Below are 18,384 nucleotides of genomic sequence, written 5' to 3'. Positions count from 1 at the left end.
GACACAGCTGTGTGCTGTCACATTTTGATAAATCGCGTGTCGTGGGTTTGAGTTTTCAGTGTGGGTCTTAGTGCGTTCGAGCGTTCCTCCGGCGAGAACCCGACAAGTGTCTGGCCCGAAGGAAGCGGGGTGAAACGACAGTTCAGACGGCGACCATCCCACAGGCGGGTCTGGCCATACCATTCAGCCCTTTCCCCTGTGCGGCTGACAAATTTACGGAAATCGCTCCAGATCGGAGTTGGCGCGCATTTTGTGTGCCAGACACGGGTGGCATCCGAAACGCTTGTCTCAGCAAGCCCTTCCAGTTGATCAAGACGCCAGAGCTTTGTGTAGGCGGCATTTGCCATTGCCAATGTGCCATCGCTGGAAAAGACGGCAATCGCTTCGGACAGGCTGTCGAGAACCGCCTGCCCCGTTTCGATTTCGGAGCGGAAGCGTCGGGTGAGTGACATTTCGGCGGAAATATCCTCGAACAGGAAAGCGATTGCGCCGTCGGGATGCGGGCGGCCAGAGATCCGATAGGTCATGCCACCAGGTAGGGTCCAAACCTCTTCATAAGTGCCATCTTCGGCTGCTGTTTCCAGCTCCGCCATTTCTTGCCGCCATGACTTGTAGTCTTTGGGTTCCGGCATCATCTGGCTGTCGCGGAGGCGGTCCAGAAACGAGATCAGCGTCGGGCGGGTGATCAGGAATTCGGCAGGAAGAGAGGTCAGGTCTGTTAACGCCGGATTGAAGAGTGCAAGTTGACGGTTACGGTCGAAGACGGCGAGACCGATGGTCAGGTGCGAGAATGTTTTTGTCAAAGTTTGGGTAAATTCGCGCAGTGTTTCCTCGGCTTTGACAGTGCGATCAACATTGCTGGCAGTATAGAGAAAGCTGTCCCCAAGTTTGAAGCGATAGACATCATACCAATGCGTGTTTCCGTTCTCGTCTTTCAGGCTGAGACGCCGGTTTTCATTCGGCTCGGCTTTTGACAAGAGTTGTGTGTCAAAGAGAGACGCAGGTGGCCAGCTTGGCGTATCCTCCCCCGAGAGACGATCCGCCAAGGTGATATATGCACTGTTTGCCCAACTGATTGCGCCGTTTTCAAGCTCGCGCCATACAAGAAACGGGACATGCTCCGTTGTCGCGCGTAGCGTTTCCAGTTCCTCCTCCATGGCGGCAATCGAGTGACGGTCAAGATTGAGCGGGATGTGGTCGGATTCCTGATCGAACAGAGAAATCCGCGCCAGACCATTGCGCCACTCACAGCTTAAAACGGAACTGCCATCTCTGGATTCAATGTCGATTTTGCCCCGCTCCGCCAGATCAGAGATCTCAGCCTGAAGCGTCGGGAATTTCGTGATCAGAACAGAAAGCAAACGCGACCAGTCAGAGCCCACGTCCACAGCCGCCGACAGAATGCTCTGCGCCGACGAGGTCGCATTGACGAGGGTTTCGTCATCAAACAGGAAGACGATGTCGGTATCCTGACTCTCCAGCGCCAGCGTGGTTTGCTTTTCTTTGCGATCGGCAAGCCACGCGAGGCTGTAGAGAACAAGAAAAGCAACGGCGAGGCTCCCGACAAGCAGGGCCGCAAGGGTGAACAGGAGGTCGAATGACATGTGATTCCCATCAAAACTACGAGTTCGCGATGGGAAGACTCTCCGGCTTTTTAGTTAATGCTCCGTTAAGCGGGTAAAAATAAACCGATGAAAAAAGCAGTAGCTTTGATGTATTTCACTGCGCAAACGGTGCATTTTCGCCCAAGGCTTTATTCTCTTCACCCTCAGCCACGCTAATCCGGTCGCGTTGCCAGCTCAGCTCGACAATGGCACCGGAGCGACGCCCCGCATGGAGATGCTGGTCATGGCGGTCCGAACCGTTGGCAAAGGTGATCTCCGCACCGGTGCGCTCCAAAAGCGTTTTCGCAATGAACAGGCCAAGCCCCATCCCGTTATAGCCGGGTCTCTTTTCGGCCTCCCGCTCGGAACGCCGGTGGCGCATGAACGGATCGCCGATCCGACCGATCACCGAGGCGGGAAAACCGGCACCGTCATCAATGATGCGCAATGTAATACGGCGGGCGCTCCATGAAATATCGATCCAGACCGTCGTTTCGCTAAAATCCACAGCGTTCTGGATGAGGTTGCGCAAGCCGTGGATGATTTCGGGCCTACGGTAAACATAAGGCTGGTCCGAGCCGTCTTCGGACCCCAAGACCTCGATATTGACGGATTTGCCCCGTCCGGTATGAGGTTCGGCAGCTTCATCAATGACGGCTTGCAAAGGGGCAAAACGCATGTGCAGATCGTCTTTCCCCGCCTGCCCCATCGAATGAAGAATGTCCCGACAGCGGTCCGCCTGATCGTGGATCAGTTGCGCATCCTCGCAAAGAACCTCCTGATCCTTGAGCTCGTCGACCAACTCTCCGGCCACCAGCTTGATCGTGGCCAGAGGTGTGCCAAGCTCATGGGCGGCGGCTGCGACGACCCCGCCGATGTCGGTGAGTTTCTGCTCGCGCGTCAAAGCCATCTGTGTTGCCAGAAGGGCTTGGGACATGGTGTGGATTTCCGAGGTGACCTTCCATGAAAACACGCCGAGAAAGATGATCCCGATGACAATTGCGGCCCAGTTTCCAAAGAGGAAAATGTCCGGAATGATGAGTTCGGCCCCGTCGTTCAGATGCAAAGGCACATGATAGAGGGCCAGAATGGTGACGAAGGCGATGGCGACAGATCCGGTCAGGATCGAGGATTTCGGGCGCAGAGCCGAGGCGGAAATCGACACGGGTGCAAGGATAAGAACGGAAAACGGGTTGGTCAGGCCACCGGAAAAATACAAAAGGCAGGTCAACTGGGTGATGTCGAAGAGCAACATCAAGGTTGCTCCGCGTTCACTCAAACGTGTGTTTTCGGGGTAAACGAAACTGGCCACGATATTGAGAATGACCGAGGCGCCGATGATGACCGCGAATGCACCGATTTCCAGATGCAGTTTGAACAGGAGAATTGCGACTATGATGCTGGCGATCTGGCCAAAAATGGCAATCCAGCGTAGGGCAACCAAAGTGCGCAATCTGACCCAGTCGGATCGGCGTTCGACGGTCACAAGGTCGTCTCTGTTCTCTATCATGGGTGTAATCGACCTTCTGCGGCATTAAGCCCCTTGATAGTCACTGCTTTTGACGCAATCAATGCGAAGCGATCAGGAGAATAGATATGTCCGTAAAAACCATAGCCATTTCGGTAGGTGTGGTGCTTGTTGCAGTGATTGGCGCGACTGCATGGTATGCAACGCAATCCACAGGTGATGATGCCTTTGCACAATGCCGCGCCGCCGCCGTAAGCGGTGGAGCTGCCGCCATCGGTGGCCCTTTCGAGCTTGTGAATGAGGACGGGGTAACGGTCACGGATCAGGATGTATTCACAAAACCGACCATCCTGTATTTCGGCTATACCTTCTGTCCGGACGTTTGCCCGCTCGACAACATGCGCAATGCGGATGCTTTACGACTTCTGGAAGAGCGCGGCTATGATGCGCAAACGGCCTTTATCTCCATTGATCCGGAGCGCGACACGCCCGAGGTGATGAAAGAGTTTACAAGTCTGTTTCATGAGGACATGATCGGACTGACCGGCACGCCGGAACAGGTGAAAGCCGCGTCTACCGCTTACAAGACCTATTACAAAATGCAGGACGGTGATCCCGAATACTATCTCGTCGATCACTCGACATTCACCTATCTTGTGTTCCCCGAAATCGGGTTTGTGGACTTTTTCAAACGTGACGACACACCGGAACAGATGGCGGATCGGGTGGCATGTTTCATTGACGCCGCAGGGTAAAATTTGACCCGTCACCGACGGCGCTCTAAAACCCGACAAAACGTATAGGATAGATGCCGCTGGCAGGAGGGCTCAGATGAGCGTGGATGAAAAGATTGACTTAGGTGAGGACAAATCGCTTCTCCTCGTCGATGATGATGAGCCATTTCTGCGGCGTCTTGCACGGGCTATGGAAAAACGTGGCTTTGAGGTCGAGACCGCCGGTTCGGTTGCGGCAGGTAAAGCCATCGCCACCGCCCGCCCGCCCGCCTATGCCGTGGTGGATTTGCGGCTGGAGGACGGGAACGGCCTTGATGTGGTCGAGGTGCTGCGCGAGAAACGGCCGGACAGCCGCATCGTCGTGCTGACAGGCTATGGTGCCATCGCGACCGCCGTTGCTGCGGTCAAAATCGGCGCGACGGATTATCTGTCAAAACCGGCGGATGCCAATGACATCGTGAATGCGCTTGTTGCCGGGGGCAAGGAACTGCCGCCGCCGCCGGAAAATCCGATGTCGGCGGATCGGGTGCGTTGGGAACATATCCAGCGCGTCTACGAGCTTTGTGATCGCAATGTTTCTGAGACCGCTCGTAGGTTGAACATGCACCGCCGCACATTGCAGCGTATTCTGGCAAAGCGTTCTCCGCGCTAAGGTCAGTTGCGCGGCAGTTTAAGGCGTGTCGCTCTCTTCGCTGATCTCGGTTTCGATTTCCTCGACGGTTGTCACATCCTCGGCATTGCGCAAAAGCCAGTTGCGCAATGTCTTGACCTGAGGTGACAGCACGCCGGGCAGGGTGACAATGTAATAGCCGATGCCTTCGGGATCGCCCTCGTAGAGCACTTTCATACGCCCTGACGCGATATCGTCTTCGACCAGCACCCGCGACTGGATCGACACGCCAAGACCCGAACGCACCGCAGAGAGCGTCAGCGCATTACTCGCCAGTTCTCTGAAGTCCTGTTGTTTGAAATCCATGCCGATGCGGTTTCCCCAAGCATATTGTTCTGACGAGAATTCGGAGAAGATCCAGTAGATCTCGTTCAAATCCCCCATCTCGTCGAGTGACTCGGCCTCCGTATAGTCGGGGCTGCACACGACCGCGAAGGGACTCATCAGAAGCGGCACGACATCCAGCCCCGGCCAGTCTCCGGCCCCGAAACGGATTGCAACGTCGATCCCTTCGGAACGCAGGTTGCTCAGCCCCATATAGGGCTGAACTTGCAGATGGATATCCGGATGCTCGGTCCAAAACCCGCCCAGTTTCGGCATCAGCCAGACTTCTGCAAAGGTCGGTGTTGTTGAGATGATGACCGGCCTATGGGTGCGCTCGTCCGTGATTGCCTGCACGCCGCTGACAATCATGCCGAAACCCTCCGTGAGCGACTCGGACAGCGCGTGCCCCGCCTGCGTCAACTCCACGCCCCGCGCGGCGCGGGTAAAGAGTTTCTCGTCAAGATGGGTTTCAAGGCTTCTGATATGTTGCGAGATCGCGGCATGGGTGACGTTCAACGCCCGCGCCGCAGCCGAATAGCTGCCGAGACGCGCGGCAATTTCAAAGGCGCGCAGCGAGGCGAGCGTGGGCATGTCTTTCCAATCCATAGGGACATGTTAGCTCAGCTTACATAGGAAAAGCCATATGAACTTCGGAGAATCGACAAGTGATGCGAGAAGAGAATCAGAAATCGTATGAGGCGCTCCCATGTCCAAACTTAAAAACCTGTTCTCCGCCCCGTCGCGCTCGGCCACATCTTTGATGGAGCGCGAAAAACGCCAGAGACGCGAAATGCGCTATGAGCTGAATTTTCAGCTGAACCGCCGCATTAGCCTCTGATTGACAACATTTTGAAAAGGCCCGCTTCGGCGGGTCTTTTTATGTCTATTGGGCTGGGATCGAGGCGCCAGAACCCGATTTAAAGCGCCGCCATGAGTGCCGCGTGGCGTTCGGTAAAGGCGATGCGCGTTTCCATCGGCGGGCGCAGGCGAAGTTTCAGGTCTCTGATCAGTGCGGCATCCATTTTGCCGAAGAATTTATTGCTTTCTTCAACCGAAAACCCCGCAATTTGCGTCGCTTCCAGCCATGCAGACACTTTATCCGCCTTTTTGATCCTTTTCTTGACCGTCGCAGGCAGTTTAGCAGGCAGTCCGAAACGGATATGGATGGCTGCGGTCAGCCGGTCGTCCAATTCGCCATAGTCGGGACCAATCGCGGCTTTCACAGGCGAAATCATGTCCCCGATCACATATTCAGGCGCATCGTGGAGCAATGCCGCGAGCTGCCATTTGACCGGTTCTTTGGGGTAAAGACGGCGATAGATTTCCTCGACCAGTATGGAATGTTCCGCCACGGAATAGGCGTAGTCGCCGTGGGTCTGACCATTCCAGCGCGCGACAAAGGCCAGCCCGTGGGCAATGTCCTCGATTTCGATGTCCATGGGGGTCGGGTCCAGCAAATCGAGTCGCCGACCTGAAAGCATTCGTTGCCACGCGCGCGGTTGAGCCATGTTATCCTCTTCTATTCCGCCGCTTTGGTATCCAAGCCTTCACGAGGTTTCCATGATTTTTCGCGGCTGAATGTGTTTTGCGAAATGCCTTAACCTGAAATCAATAGCTCTGCGTTGTAAGGATGAGGTCAAGCTGATAATCAGCGGCCAACTCAACCATGTTTATGCAGGAGCCAGACCATGGCCACCGATTTTATCGTAAAAGACATCTCTCTCGCGGAGTTCGGGCGCAAAGAGCTTGATATTGCGGAAACAGAAATGCCGGGCCTGATGGCGCTTCGCAAGGAATACGGCGAAAGCAAACCGCTTAAAGGTTCGCGGATCGTTGGCAGTCTGCACATGACGATTCAGACAGCTGTTCTGATCGAGACGCTTGTGGAACTGGGGGCCGATGTGCGCTGGGCGTCTTGCAACATCTTCTCGACTCAGGATCACGCTGCCGCCGCGATTGCCGCTGCGGGTATTCCGGTTTTTGCGATCAAGGGTCAAAGCCTTGAAGAACATTGGGATTATCTCGACAAATCCTTCCAGTTTGCCGAGGGTCCGAACCTGATCCTTGACGATGGCGGCGATGCGACGCTCTACATTCTGCTCGGTGCGCGCGCCGAAGACGGTGAGGACATTATTGCCGTGCCGACTTCCGAAGAGGAAGAGGTCATCAAGGCGCAGATCAAGAAACGCATGGCGGAAACGCCCGGCTGGTTCACCAAGATGCGCGCCCAGATCAAGGGTGTGTCCGAGGAAACAACCACCGGTGTGCACCGTCTCTATGATCTGGTGAAAAAGGGTCAGCTTCCCTTCCCTGCGATCAACGTGAATGATTCCGTGACCAAGTCGAAATTCGACAACAAATACGGCTGTAAGGAATCTCTTGTGGACGGTATTCGCCGCGCAACGGATGTGATGATGGCCGGCAAGGTTGCGGTCGTGTGCGGCTATGGTGACGTGGGCAAAGGCTCCGCCGCCTCGCTTCGCGGCGCCGGTGCGCGTGTCAAAGTGACCGAAGCCGATCCGATCTGTGCGCTTCAGGCTGCTATGGACGGGTTTGAAGTGGTGCTTCTCGAAGATGTGGTGAGCGACGCCGACATCTTTATCACGACGACGGGCAACAAGGATGTTATCCGCATCGAGCATATGCGCGCGATGAAAGACATGGCCATCGTCGGCAATATCGGCCATTTCGACAACGAAATTCAGGTGGCAGCGCTCAAGAACCACAAATGGACGAACATCAAGGATCAGGTTGATATGATCGAAATGCCCTCGGGCAGCCGGATCATCCTCCTGTCCCAAGGACGTCTTTTGAACCTTGGCAATGCGACCGGTCACCCGTCTTTCGTGATGTCCGCCTCCTTCACCAATCAGGTTCTGGCGCAAATGGAGCTTTGGACCAATGGCGACAATTACGAAAATGACGTCTACATCCTGCCCAAACATCTCGACGAGAAAGTGGCGCGGCTTCACCTTGAGCGGATCGGGGTCAAACTTACCCAGCTTACCAAGGAACAGGCGGAATATATCGGTGTAACAGTCGACGGGCCGTATAAGCCGGAACACTACCGCTACTGATCCATGCAATTGAGAATGCCCCCTATCCTGCGTGAGGGGGCATTTTCTGTTAAATTTTCCCTTTGTATTGTCTCACGATCCCACTAGGCTCTGTCCAAGCCTTTCGAGGCTTTGAGTTGAGCCTTGTAACCCTTTGAATGTTGGGAGAATAAAATGGGAAAACGTGACGAGCTTATCGCCAAATATGCCGAGGACCTGAAAACCAAATGCGGCATGGAGCCGGATATGGATCTTTTGACCAAGGTAACCATCGGCTGTGGCCCCGCGATCTACAATGACGATGCGTCCACTGTGGCATCGTCTCAGGAAAGCGAACTGGAAACGGTTAAAAACAACTTCCTCATCAAAAAACTTGGCCTTGCCGACGGTCCCGAACTGATGGATGCGATCAATTCCGTGATCGAGACCTATGGAAAATCCGAGCGCAACAAATACCGCGCTGTTTTCTACTATCTGCTGGTTAAGCACTTCGGCAAAGAAGCTGTTTATAGCTGATATATCAGCCCATGATAAAAAGCCGCCTCTCTCATCGGGGGCGGCTTTTGTGTGTCCGGTTGTGCGCGCGGGTTAAACAGAAGTTTCCAATTCACTTTCAATGCGAATTACTTCTGATTTGTGCGGAATCGCCCAATCCGCTAAGGTGAGATCACGGACTAGGATGGCCCGGACCCAGATATTCGAACACGTGCGGTGCTTGGGAGCACGTGGGGTGGTGGAGGGTCCCGGGGGGTCGGGACCCTCCTTTTATTTTCTTAAAATCAGGACGGATCGGTTTCGCCAAGTTCGCAGACGATCTTCCATTCCTCTTCGGTCACGGGCTGGACCGACAGACGGCTGTTGTTCACCAGAACCATATCCTTGAGGCGGTGATCTTCCTTACACATGGCAAGGGTCACAGGTTTGGTGAAGGGGCGCACGGCCTTGATGTCCACACATTCCCAACGCGGGTCATTGGCCTTGCTGTCCGGATGCGCTTCGGCACAGACTTCGACGATCCCGACAATCTCGGTTTCCTTGCGGGAATGATAAAAGAACCCGCGGTCTCCGAGCTTCATGGCGCGCATGTTGTTGCGTGCCTGATAGTTGCGCACGCCGTCCCATTCCTCGCCAGCTTCGCCCTTGGCGACCTGCTGATCCCAGGACCACACTTCCGCTTCTGATTTGAAAAGCCAGTAATTCATCCGCCAATCACCCGATTCCAAGCCTCGATTCGCACATCCGCAAAAAGCCCCGCCTTTGCGTAGGGATCATTTGCGGCCCATTCCTGCGCAGCTGCTTTATCTTCCACGTCGATGATAACCAAAGACCCATACATATCACCAGCCTCGTTCAGCAACGCGCCGGCCTGTTCCACAACACCGCAGGTTTTGAGATAGTTGACATGATCGGGACGTGTGTCGAGCCGCACTTGCAGGCTGTCAGGTTTGTCGGTCGCAATGATCGCGAATTTCATAAGTTATTCCCTTTTCAATGGTCGAGAGAGCAGAAGCTCCACAGTTTCGGAAATGGACAGGTTTCCGTTCAGGATTTGGGTCACAGCGGTAGTGATCGGCATATCAACGCCAAGCGTCGCGGACAGATGCGCAACGGCTTTTGCTGTCGCGACACCTTCGACGGTCACGGAGGGGTCGATTTCCACCCCGCGTCCAAGTTTCAGCCCGTGCGAATAGTTGCGCGATTTTTCAGAGGTGCAGGTCAGCACAAGATCGCCAAAGCCCGACAATCCGGCAAGTGTCATGGGATCGGCCCCTTGTTTGACGGCGAGACGCTGCATCTCGGCAAACCCCCGTGTCATCAAGGCCGCACGCGCGCTTTCGCCAAATCCGGCACCGATGGCCAGACCGCAAGCGATGGCAATGACATTCTTGAGCGCACCGCCAAACTCCACCCCCACGGGATCAAGGCTGGTATAGAGGCGAATGTTATCGGTGCTCAGCCGTGTCTGAAGCGTGACCGCAACGGTTTTGTCCCGCGTGGCAAGGGTGAGGGCTGTGGGCAGCCCGTCGGCAATATCCACCGCAAAGGAAGGGCCGGACAAAATGGCGACGGTCGCATCGGGCGCCGTGTCTTCCAACACGGCAATCGGCCCGCGTCCGGTTTTCAGGTCCACGCCCTTGCAACATGACACAAGTGTTTTCTGCTGGAATTGGGCCTTATTTTCCTCTGAAAAACGCGCGAGTTGCTGCATGGGGACAGCAAGCAACAGGATCGGCGCCGCAGTCGCCATCGCCAGATCGGAGGTAACGTCGAGCGGTTCGGGAAATGGCTTGCCGGGCAGGCGCAGGGCATTTTCACGTTGCTTTTGCATCGCGGTCGCGGCCTCGGCAGAGCGCGCCCAAAGCGTGACTTTGCGTCCGGACTGCGCCAGAGAAATCGCCAGAGCTGTCCCAAAAGCACCGGCACCAAGGACCGAAATCTCATTCACGACCTGTGTCTCCCCACGGTTATTCGATGACCGGTCATCCGCAGACGTTGTTCAATCTGTGTCTGGGAGGTATCATTCTAACAAGAGCCAGACAATCCCGAGACCGCTATTGCCCCCAACCGTTCTGATCACGCGCCCGAAAGATGATGCGCAGCGCCTATCGCAGGAACTGGAGCGGTGTGTTCCCGATCTGCGTGTCCTGATCGCACCTGTGATGCAAATTTGCGCGACGTCGTTTGATCTGCCGGATATGTCTTTCGATTATCTCTTGCTGACCTCACGTCACGCGGTTCCTGCGGCGGATGCCTGTCTCGGTCTGCCGGTCTATTGCGTGGGCGATGCCACGCGAGCGGCGGCGCAGGCGCGTGGGCATAGGGTCTGTGCGGTCTATCCCGATGCGGAGGCGCTGGTCACTGATTTGGCAGAGCACAAGGGAAAGCGCGCGCTGCACCTTCATGGACGACATACGCGCGGTAATGTCTCCGATCGCTTGAGTTCGGCTGGATTAGAGACGAAATCACGCGTGGTCTATGAGCAAGTGCCACGGAGATGGAGCGAGGCAGAACGGCAGAACATCCATGCGCAGTCGCATCTCCTCTTGCCGCTCTACTCTCCGAGATCCGCCAGACTTGCGGCGGAAAACCTGCAGGGCTTCGCTGGGGATGTGTCGCTGATTGGTCTGTCGCAAGCCTGTCTGGATGGCTGGTCGGGTATTACGCCTGTTAGCGGCATCTGCCTTGAACGTCCTGACGGGCAGGCTATGGTGCGGGCTATTGCGTCGCATCTGGCAAGATAGCCGCTTGAGGGGGAAGGTCACAGGGACTAGGCTTCTGCTGTGATTGTGCAAATGGGTTTTGGATTCGAAAGGTAGGTCTCGTGTCAGGTGACAAGAAAACTTCTCAGGACGCTGTGAGTGTAGAAACGGAAAACACACAGGCCCAGGATGTTGCAGCCGAAGAAGAAGCGGTGACACCGGAGCCTGACCTGACTTCACCCGAAGCGACAGAAGACTCCGCCGAGACACCAGAGGTGTCCGACGATGAAACCCCGAGTGCCGAGACGGACGCGGATGACAGCGACGCGCCTGCGCCGGAAGAGACAGAGGCCGAAGCGGTAGAAGAAGCTGTAGAACCTACCGAGCCCGAAGCCCCCGAAACGCCGCCTGTTACTCAGCCTGTAACGCAGGTGGTCAAACGCGGCGGCTTTGTTCCGATGGTTCTGGGCGGTGTGGTTTGTGTCGCACTGGGCTATGCGGGTGCGCAATTCCTGAAGCCTGAGGGCTGGCCGTTTCCGGGTGCGAACACGCAAGAGCTGGAGCAACAGATCTCCGCGCTTGAGGGGCAGCTTGCCGAGATCAAGTCCGCCACAGAAGGCAGCGCCGCAGCGCAAACCGCCGCACTGACCGATCTTCGGAGCGAGTTTGAGACCAAGTTTGCCACGCGCGATGATATTGCGAAGCTGGACGAAATTGCAGAACAAATTGCGGGTTTTGAGGCCCGCATGACCGAAATTGAGGCCCGCCCTGTTGCCGAGGCGATTGTATCGCCCGAAGCCACCGCCGCTTACGAACGTCAACTCGCGCAAATGCAGGACTTGCTGGATAGCGAGATTGCACGGCTGGAAGAGGCCAAGGAACAAGCCGTTGCGGAAGAAACCGCGGCGCGCATTGCCACCGCAAAATCACGCCTCCAGACGCGTGTTGATGCGGGTGAACCGTTCGACAGTGTGCTGTCCGAGTTCGGAGATGACATTCCCGAGGCGTTGAAACTTGCAGCAGAGGGAGGAATCCCGAGTGTTTCCGCCCTTCAGGAAAGCTATTCGGACGCGGCGCGTGCGGCTTTGGTCGCATCTTCGCGGGCCGCTTATGAAGCCGGTGAACAGAACTGGTTCCAGACCGCCTTGCAAACCCAGATCGGCTTGAGATCCACCACGCCGAAAGAGGGGGATGATGCGGATGCTGTTCTGTCACGCGCCGAACAATCCGTGCGCGACGGTCTCTTTGCCGAGGCGATTGCCACGCTTGATCTCTTGCCGGACGCAGGCAAGGCCGAGATGCAGGACTGGATCGCACAGGCGCAGAAACGGGTAGATGTGATGATCGCCCTTGATGAATTTCTTGGTCGGTAAGGAAGGCGAAAAATATGCTTTGGTCTCTCGTAAAAATCGTTGTTTTCGTCGTTCTTGTCGCAGCACTGGCCTATGGCGGCACGGTGTTGATGGAAACCCAGGGCGGCGCACAGATCGCTTTTGGAAATTATGAAATCACTCTGACGCCGTTCAAAGCGGTGCTGGCGCTGGTCGCCTTGATCGTCGCGATTTATGTGGCGCTGAAACTCTTGGGCCTGCTGGTCGCGCTGGTCAAATTCCTGCTGGGCGACGAGACGGCCATCTCGCGCTATTTCGACCGCAACCGTGAGAAAAAGGGTATCGAAGCTGTCACCGACGGCATGATGGCCTTGGCCACGGGGGACGGGCGTTTGGCGTTGTCGAAAGCGGCCAAGGCGGAAAAATACCTCCAGAAGCCGGAGCTGACCAACCTTCTCAAGGCGCAAGCCGCCGTGATGAATGGTGACAAACGCACGGCAGAACGCGCTTTCAAGCAACTCGTCGCGGACGAGCGCACCCGTTTCGTCGGCGTTCAGGGCATCATGAAGCAAAAGCTTGAGGAGGGCGACACGGCAACGGCGCTTAAACTGGCGGAAAAAGCTTTTGCGTTGAAGCCGAAACATGTTGAGACGCAGGACATTCTTTTGCGGCTTCAGGCCGAAAAAGGCGACTGGTCCGCCGCGCGTTCGACCCTTTCGGCCAAGCTCAAACACGGGGCCATCCCGCGCGATGTGCACAAACGCCGTGACGCGGTTCTGGCCCTGTCCCAAGCCAAAGGTGTCTTCGAAGAGGGCGCTCCCATCGAAGCACGTGAGGCGGCGATCGAGGCCAACAAGAAATCCCCCGATCTCATTCCTGCGGCGGTCATGGCCTGTGACGAATATGTGGCCGAAGGCAAGAAACGTCAGGCGACACGCGTCATCAAAAAGGCATGGGAAGCGCAACCGCATCCCGATCTCGCCGCCGCTTTCGCGCGAATCGAGCCGGACGAAACGCCCGCACAACGGATCAAACGTTTCATGGCTTTGACCAAGGTGCATCCTGAAAATCCGGAAAGCAAAATGCTTCAGGCGGAACTCTATATCGCCGCCGAGGACTTTCCTGCCGCACGCCGCGCCTTGGGCGATCTGGCCGAAATCAACCCGACCGCACGAAGCCTCACCATCCTCGCCGCCATCGAGCGTGGCGAAGGGGCCGAAGATGTCGTCGTGCGTGGCTGGCTGACCCGCGCCCTGACCGCACCGCGTGGCCCGCAATGGGTCTGTGACAATTGCCAGACGATCCATTCGGAATGGGCCCCTGTCTGTGACCAGTGTGGCGGGTTTGACACCCTGAGCTGGCGCAAACCGACTCACTCCGAAGTGGCCATGCCGTCCGGCACCGAAATGCTCCCGATGATCGTCGGCGCAATGCCGGAACCGGTGGAAAGTGACGAGGCGGAAGAGGTCGAAGACGTGGAAAATGCCCCGACCTTGGTCGACGTGACGCCCGTTGACGAAGAGGAAAATGCAAAGGGTGCAAATTAGGGCTACACACTCTTTGCAGAGGGTGCTAAAGACCCGCTCACGCCGGAAGCGAGGCTTTCGGCAAGAGTGCCGGTGTAGCTCAGCTGGTAGAGCACGTCATTCGTAATGATGGGGTCGTAGGTTCGAGTCCTATCACCGGCACCACTTCTTCCCCCTTCAGACCAAACCCCACCACGCATACCGCTGTCGCAGGCTTGTCTGCGACGGACCCATAACCGTTCGGACCCGCCGCCAAACGCCAAAAGTTAACTGCGCGCTTTGGTGATGCGGTCGGCTACGGCGTTCATGGCGTCGTTCAGCGCATCCTTCCCGCCAGAGCCGCAAAAGACGCGGAACATCTGTTCGTTGAGCCCGCCGGGGGTGGAGTGTTCCGAGCGCAGGACGGAGAAGCTGTCTTCGCTCTGTTCCGCAGTGCGCGACAGGGCGGCAAAGAGGCTGGCGATGAAGCGGCGGGCTTCCTGACGGTCGCCGCCTTGATCCTTGATCCAGTCCGCGATGAGTTCCTGAATGCCGAAATACAGCCCCATGCTTGATCCGGGAACGGTGTAGGCGTCGAATTCGCGCAGGGATTTTGTCACGATGGCGCCGCCCAGCGCGTTGAAGATCATCTCCACGCGTTCGGACGGGCCGGATAGCACGGTGATTCCGTTCAACTCGGCGACCGGCGGCAAAGGCACGGCACGGGTGATGCGGGCAACCTCGCCACCCCAAGCGGTGATCTTTTCGACAGGGATCGTGGCGATGAGGCTACAGACTTCCTGATCGGCGCGGAATGTCAGCGGGGCGATGACCTCTTCCGCGACCTGCGGCAGGACGGCGAGGAAGAGCAGGTCGCTTTGGTCAATGATGTCCTGATTGTCCTCACAGATGCTCACACAGCTATAGCGCGCTGCCAGATCGGCCGAGGTTTTCCGGCTCCGCGCAGAGACAATGATCTCGTCAATCTTGAGACCGGCTTTCATCATGCCGGTAATCACCGCTTCTGAAATGGTGCCCGTGCCGATAAATCCGATTTTCATTGCGTCTCTCCATCCTGTTCATTTCTCTTTGGCTACCTGAACGCAGGTGCGAAGGCCAGTTATCAGGCAGGTCCGCGTCATAGTCCTACCCTCGGTCTGGGCCAGACGCGCGGGATTAGGGTGTTGTGTCATGGGATGTCAGGACGTCCGTGTCTTTGAAATAGTCAGGGTAGCTCGCCACAATGGTCGGCAGATCAATGTTGAATTGGCGCAAATGTCGCCGGATCGCGGTCTCTGCCGCTTCCGCGTCACCTGCTTCCAGCGCATCCACGATGGTGCGATGCTGCGCCACCAGAATGTCTGGGGCAAATTCGCGCACGGTCATGTTGCGCACGCGGTTCATCTGCACATTCAGCGCCTCAAGATAGTCGGACACATCCGGCGCACCGGCGGCCTCGGCCAGATGGCGGTGAAAGGCCTCGTCCAGCAGGATGAAATCGGCAGGCGATCCCTTGGTTGCCACGTCTTCCTGTTGCGCGATCTGTTGGCGCAGGCTCTCTATATCCGCGGCGGTGATGCGCGGGATCAGCATGCGGATCAGTTCGACTTCGACCGCCTCGCGGATCAGTCGCGTGGTCAGGGCTGATGCGACCGAAATCCGGCGCACATAGGTGCCGCGTTGCGGGCGGATTTCAAGCAACCCTTCGGCAGTCAGCCGGATAAAGGCTTCGCGCACCGGTTGGCGGGACACGTCAAAGGAGCTTGCCACCTCCGTTTCCGAAAGCCGCTGTGCGGGCACGAGTGATCCGCGAATAATTTGGTCACGGATACGGGCGCAGACTTGTAAGGAGACGGCCCCTTCTGGCGTGTCCGAGATCGGAATGAGCGGTCTCAACCTGTGTCCTTTCGCATGGATATTTGATAACTGGTATACTTCCATACTAGTAGAATTCATGCAAGCTGTGAAAATATCGTCGGCACAACGGGACAACAGGGGAGGGGGGTGACATGCGACAAACGTGGCGCTGGTTCGGGCCAGAGGATCCGATCAAGACCGATGATGTTCGTCAGGCCGGTGTCGAAGGCATCGTTTCCGCCCTACATCACATCCCGCCCGGAGAGGTCTGGACGCCGGAGGCCATCGCCCGCCGTCAGGCCGAAGTGGGTCTTATGCAGGATGGATTGCCTTCGGGTCTGGCATGGGAGGTGGTTGAAAGCCTGCCCGTTTCCGAAGACATCAAGCGCCAGAGTGGTGCTTGGAAAGATCACATAACAAACTACAAAGATAGCCTGCGAAATCTGGCCGAGGCGGGTATCGAGGTGGTGTGCTACAATTTCATGCCTCTGATCGATTGGACGCGCACCGATCTCGCCCATCGCCTGCCGAATGGTGCGACCTGTATGCGGTTTGACCTTTATGATTTTGCAGCCTTCGACATTCACATTCTGCAACGCTCCGGCGCGGCGGAAAGTTTCACCGAGGAGGTGGTGGAGGAGGCCGCCCGCCGCCATGCTGCGATGACGCCCGCAGATTGTGAGGCACTGGCCCGCAACATTGTCAGCGGCCTGCCCGGTGCCGCCGAACACCTGAGCCTTGACGAATTTCGCGCACGGCTTGCTGTCTATGACAATATCGCGCCCGACTGTCTTCGCCGCAATTTGGCGGACTTCCTGACCGAAGTTGCGCCTGTCGCCCAAGACCTCGGCCTGCGTTTGTGCTGTCATCCTGACGATCCGCCGTTCCCGCTTTTGGGCCTGCCGCGCATCATGTCAACAGAGGCAGACTATCGCGCTCTTGTCGAGGCGGTGGACCTGCCTGCGAACGGTATCACCCTCTGCTCGGGCTCGCTTGGTGCGCGGCTGGTCAATGATCTTCCGGGGATGATGGAGCGGCTTGGTGATCGTGTGCATTTCCTGCATTTGCGCAATGTTCGGGTCGAAGGCGAGGCCGAGGTGAACAGTTTTCACGAGGCCGAACATCTTGGCGGTGGCACGGATATGGTGGCTTTGGTCGCCGCTGTTTTGCGCGAGGAGCGCAAGCGGCGTGCGGCGGGGCGGGCGGATTGCTCTATCCCGTTCCGGCCCGATCACGGGCAGAATATCCTCGACGACCTGACCCGCCAGACGCAGCCGGGCTACCCCGCAATCGGGCGGCTCAAGGGTCTGGCCGAACTTCGCGGCATCATCGCGGCCCTGAGCCATAGCACGGAAGGGACCGTCCGATGACCTTGCCGCGTCTTGATCGTCAGATCCGGTGACTGGCGCATTGTCGGAGTGCATTGCCTGTGCCGCGCGCGAGGCCGCGATTGCTTCAAAGATGCGAATGTGAAAAAGGGAAAATTAAAACTGGTAGACTAGTATTCTTTTATATTAGGGTGACCTGTGAGGGGGCCGTAAATGTCGGGGAGGAACGGCAAGCGGCTCTTTGTGAGACTTTCAAAGGGAGGAAAACCATGAAATTCAAGACACCTACACGCGCCGCAGCCAAGGCTGTCGGACTTGCCGCCACTCTGACGGTGGGAATGCTCGGAGCAGCATCCGCAGAAATCACCCTGCGCGGGGCCAGCATGTTTGACGAGGAACATGCCTATACCAAGACGCTGCGCGAATTCGAGCGGCTGGTTTCGGAAAATTATGACGGGGATGTCGATTTCGAGATGCACCTGAACGGGGAATTGGGCGACGAAAGCGATTTCGTGACCTTCCTTCAACAGGGTGTCGCCGTGGATTATGCGGTGATGGCACCGGCCAATATGGCCGTGTTCTCCCCGTCGATTCCTCTGATGGATATGCCGTTTTTGTTCCGTGATCTCGATCACTGGAACGCGGTGCTGTCCTCAGATGTGTTGTCGCCGTTAGAAGACGAGCTTTACGAGAAGGCCGACATCAAGGTGATCGGTTATGCGGGCGGTGGCACGCGGAACCTTGTGTCGGATGGTGCCATCGCCAATATGGACGACCTGTCCGGCCACAAGATGCGCGTGATGGGCGCACCTATTCAGGCGAAAATCTTTTCGGCGCTGGGCGCGGCCCCGTCGGCCATTGCCTATAACGAGGTCTATAACGCCATCCAGACCGGCGTGATCGCAGGGTTCGAGAACGAAGCGGCCTCCATCCAGAACCTCAAGTTCTACGAAGTCGCCCCGAACGTCACCCTGACCAAGCACACGATCACGGTGCGTCCTGTGGTGATGAGCGGCAAGACCTTCCGCAAACTGCCGGAAGACCTGCAACAGGTGGTGCTTGACGCCGGTGCCAAGGCCGGTGCCTTCGGTCGCGACCTCGAAAGCCGCGAGGATGGCGAGAAGCTGCAACAGATGATTGACGCCGGCCAGATCACGGTGAGCGAGTTCGAGGGCCGTGACCAGATGCTCGAAATCGTCCAACCCGTGCAGGACGCCTACGCCGCGGAGCTTGGAGCGAACGAGCTGCTGGCTGCGATCCGCAGCAAATAAGGCGCATATCTGAAATGCCGGGAGTATCGCTCCCGG

General features: G+C 57.0%; 19 protein-coding genes and 1 tRNA gene. 11 read left to right on the top strand and 9 right to left on the bottom strand.

Annotated features, from left to right (window positions below; genetic code table 11):
- Positions 1–17 precede the first annotated feature (17 nt).
- Together KO492_RS08110 and regB are read right to left on the bottom strand one after the other, a co-directional pair.
- Entirely contained in the window at positions 18–1,604 is a 1,587-nt protein-coding gene (locus KO492_RS08110) for a PAS-domain containing protein (RefSeq protein WP_216044496.1), read from the bottom strand.
- 115 nt (positions 1,605–1,719) lie between these two features.
- The gene (gene regB, locus KO492_RS08105) at positions 1,720–3,114 is read right to left on the bottom strand and encodes a sensor histidine kinase RegB (protein WP_216044495.1); all 1,395 of its coding nucleotides are present in this window, start codon (positions 3,112–3,114) and stop codon (positions 1,720–1,722) included.
- Between the two features lie 86 nt (positions 3,115–3,200).
- On the opposite strand from regB, the gene KO492_RS08100 reads away from it, so the two are divergent.
- Positions 3,201–3,827 (top strand): SCO family protein, encoded by a 627-nt coding sequence (locus tag KO492_RS08100; RefSeq protein WP_216044494.1) that lies wholly within the window; start codon positions 3,201–3,203, stop codon positions 3,825–3,827.
- Between the two features lie 76 nt (positions 3,828–3,903).
- Entirely contained in the window at positions 3,904–4,458 is a 555-nt protein-coding gene (locus tag KO492_RS08095; protein WP_066601012.1) for an ActR/PrrA/RegA family redox response regulator transcription factor, read from the top strand.
- An 18-nt stretch (positions 4,459–4,476) separates the two neighbouring features.
- On the opposite strand, the gene KO492_RS08090 is transcribed toward KO492_RS08095, so the two are convergent.
- The gene (locus KO492_RS08090; RefSeq protein WP_216044493.1) at positions 4,477–5,391 is read right to left on the bottom strand and encodes a LysR family transcriptional regulator; all 915 of its coding nucleotides are present in this window, start codon (positions 5,389–5,391) and stop codon (positions 4,477–4,479) included.
- A gap of 115 nt (positions 5,392–5,506) precedes the next feature.
- Here KO492_RS08090 and KO492_RS18790 point away from each other — a divergent pair, with 115 nt between their 5' ends.
- Positions 5,507–5,638 carry a hypothetical protein gene (locus KO492_RS18790; protein ID WP_289847577.1) on the top strand — a complete coding sequence of 44 codons (132 nt, stop codon included), beginning with the start codon at positions 5,507–5,509 and terminating at the stop codon, positions 5,636–5,638.
- Positions 5,639–5,717: 79 nt separating this feature from the next.
- Here KO492_RS18790 and KO492_RS08085 read toward each other — a convergent pair whose 3' ends face one another.
- Positions 5,718–6,308: an HD domain-containing protein gene (locus KO492_RS08085; protein WP_216044492.1), complete on the bottom strand. Its 591-nt coding sequence runs from the start codon at positions 6,306–6,308 to the stop codon at positions 5,718–5,720.
- 180 nt (positions 6,309–6,488) lie between these two features.
- Between KO492_RS08085 and ahcY the strand changes: the two genes are divergently transcribed.
- Positions 6,489–7,877 carry an adenosylhomocysteinase gene (gene ahcY / locus KO492_RS08080; protein WP_216044491.1) on the top strand — a complete coding sequence of 463 codons (1,389 nt, stop codon included), beginning with the start codon at positions 6,489–6,491 and terminating at the stop codon, positions 7,875–7,877.
- 153 nt (positions 7,878–8,030) lie between these two features.
- Positions 8,031–8,372 (top strand): DUF2853 family protein, encoded by a 342-nt coding sequence (locus KO492_RS08075; protein WP_216044490.1) that lies wholly within the window; start codon positions 8,031–8,033, stop codon positions 8,370–8,372.
- 263 nt (positions 8,373–8,635) lie between these two features.
- Here the strand turns inward: KO492_RS08075 and KO492_RS08070 are convergent, their stop codons facing one another.
- Genes KO492_RS08070 through KO492_RS08060 form a run of 3 tightly spaced genes read right to left on the bottom strand, consistent with a single transcriptional unit; the run spans position 8,636 to position 10,302 of the window.
- The gene (locus tag KO492_RS08070; RefSeq protein ID WP_066601021.1) at positions 8,636–9,058 is read right to left on the bottom strand and encodes an EVE domain-containing protein; all 423 of its coding nucleotides are present in this window, start codon (positions 9,056–9,058) and stop codon (positions 8,636–8,638) included.
- Positions 9,055–9,330, bottom strand: a complete 276-nt coding sequence (locus tag KO492_RS08065; RefSeq protein ID WP_216044489.1) for a YciI family protein — start codon at positions 9,328–9,330, stop codon at positions 9,055–9,057. The genes KO492_RS08070 and KO492_RS08065 overlap by 4 nt, the downstream gene beginning before the upstream one ends.
- A 3-nt stretch (positions 9,331–9,333) precedes the next feature.
- The gene (locus tag KO492_RS08060) at positions 9,334–10,302 is read right to left on the bottom strand and encodes an NAD(P)H-dependent glycerol-3-phosphate dehydrogenase (protein ID WP_216044488.1); all 969 of its coding nucleotides are present in this window, start codon (positions 10,300–10,302) and stop codon (positions 9,334–9,336) included.
- Between the two features lie 109 nt (positions 10,303–10,411).
- Here KO492_RS08060 and KO492_RS08055 point away from each other — a divergent pair, with 109 nt between their 5' ends.
- From KO492_RS08055 to KO492_RS08040, 4 genes are all read left to right on the top strand, one after another.
- The gene (locus KO492_RS08055; protein ID WP_216044487.1) at positions 10,412–11,098 is read left to right on the top strand and encodes a uroporphyrinogen-III synthase; all 687 of its coding nucleotides are present in this window, start codon (positions 10,412–10,414) and stop codon (positions 11,096–11,098) included.
- Between the two features lie 113 nt (positions 11,099–11,211).
- Entirely contained in the window at positions 11,212–12,429 is a 1,218-nt protein-coding gene (locus KO492_RS18885) for a COG4223 family protein (RefSeq protein ID WP_216044486.1), read from the top strand.
- A gap of 14 nt (positions 12,430–12,443) precedes the next feature.
- Entirely contained in the window at positions 12,444–13,934 is a 1,491-nt protein-coding gene (locus KO492_RS08045) for a heme biosynthesis protein HemY (RefSeq protein WP_216044485.1), read from the top strand.
- A gap of 68 nt (positions 13,935–14,002) precedes the next feature.
- Positions 14,003–14,078, top strand: a tRNA-Thr gene (locus KO492_RS08040).
- Positions 14,079–14,179: 101 nt separating this feature from the next.
- On the opposite strand, the gene KO492_RS08035 is transcribed toward KO492_RS08040, so the two are convergent.
- Together KO492_RS08035 and KO492_RS08030 are read right to left on the bottom strand one after the other, a co-directional pair.
- Entirely contained in the window at positions 14,180–14,953 is a 774-nt protein-coding gene (locus KO492_RS08035; RefSeq protein WP_216044484.1) for a pyrroline-5-carboxylate reductase, read from the bottom strand.
- Positions 14,954–15,068: 115 nt separating this feature from the next.
- On the bottom strand, positions 15,069–15,788 hold the full coding sequence (locus KO492_RS08030) for a GntR family transcriptional regulator (RefSeq protein ID WP_252735443.1): 720 nt from the start codon (positions 15,786–15,788) through the stop codon (positions 15,069–15,071).
- Between the two features lie 113 nt (positions 15,789–15,901).
- On the opposite strand from KO492_RS08030, the gene uxuA reads away from it, so the two are divergent.
- On the top strand, positions 15,902–17,119 hold the full coding sequence (gene uxuA / locus KO492_RS08025; RefSeq protein ID WP_216044483.1) for a mannonate dehydratase: 1,218 nt from the start codon (positions 15,902–15,904) through the stop codon (positions 17,117–17,119).
- A gap of 227 nt (positions 17,120–17,346) precedes the next feature.
- A complete protein-coding gene (locus KO492_RS08020; protein WP_252735442.1) occupies positions 17,347–18,348 on the top strand; it encodes a TRAP transporter substrate-binding protein in 1,002 nt (333 codons plus the stop codon).
- Positions 18,349–18,384: the final 36 nt, after the last annotated feature.

It is taken from the genome of Celeribacter halophilus (assembly GCF_018860305.1).
Lineage (GTDB): Bacteria > Pseudomonadota > Alphaproteobacteria > Rhodobacterales > Rhodobacteraceae > Celeribacter > Celeribacter halophilus_A.
Note: the sequence above shows the minus strand (reverse complement) of the source record. Positions and strands in the feature narration are given on the sequence as shown.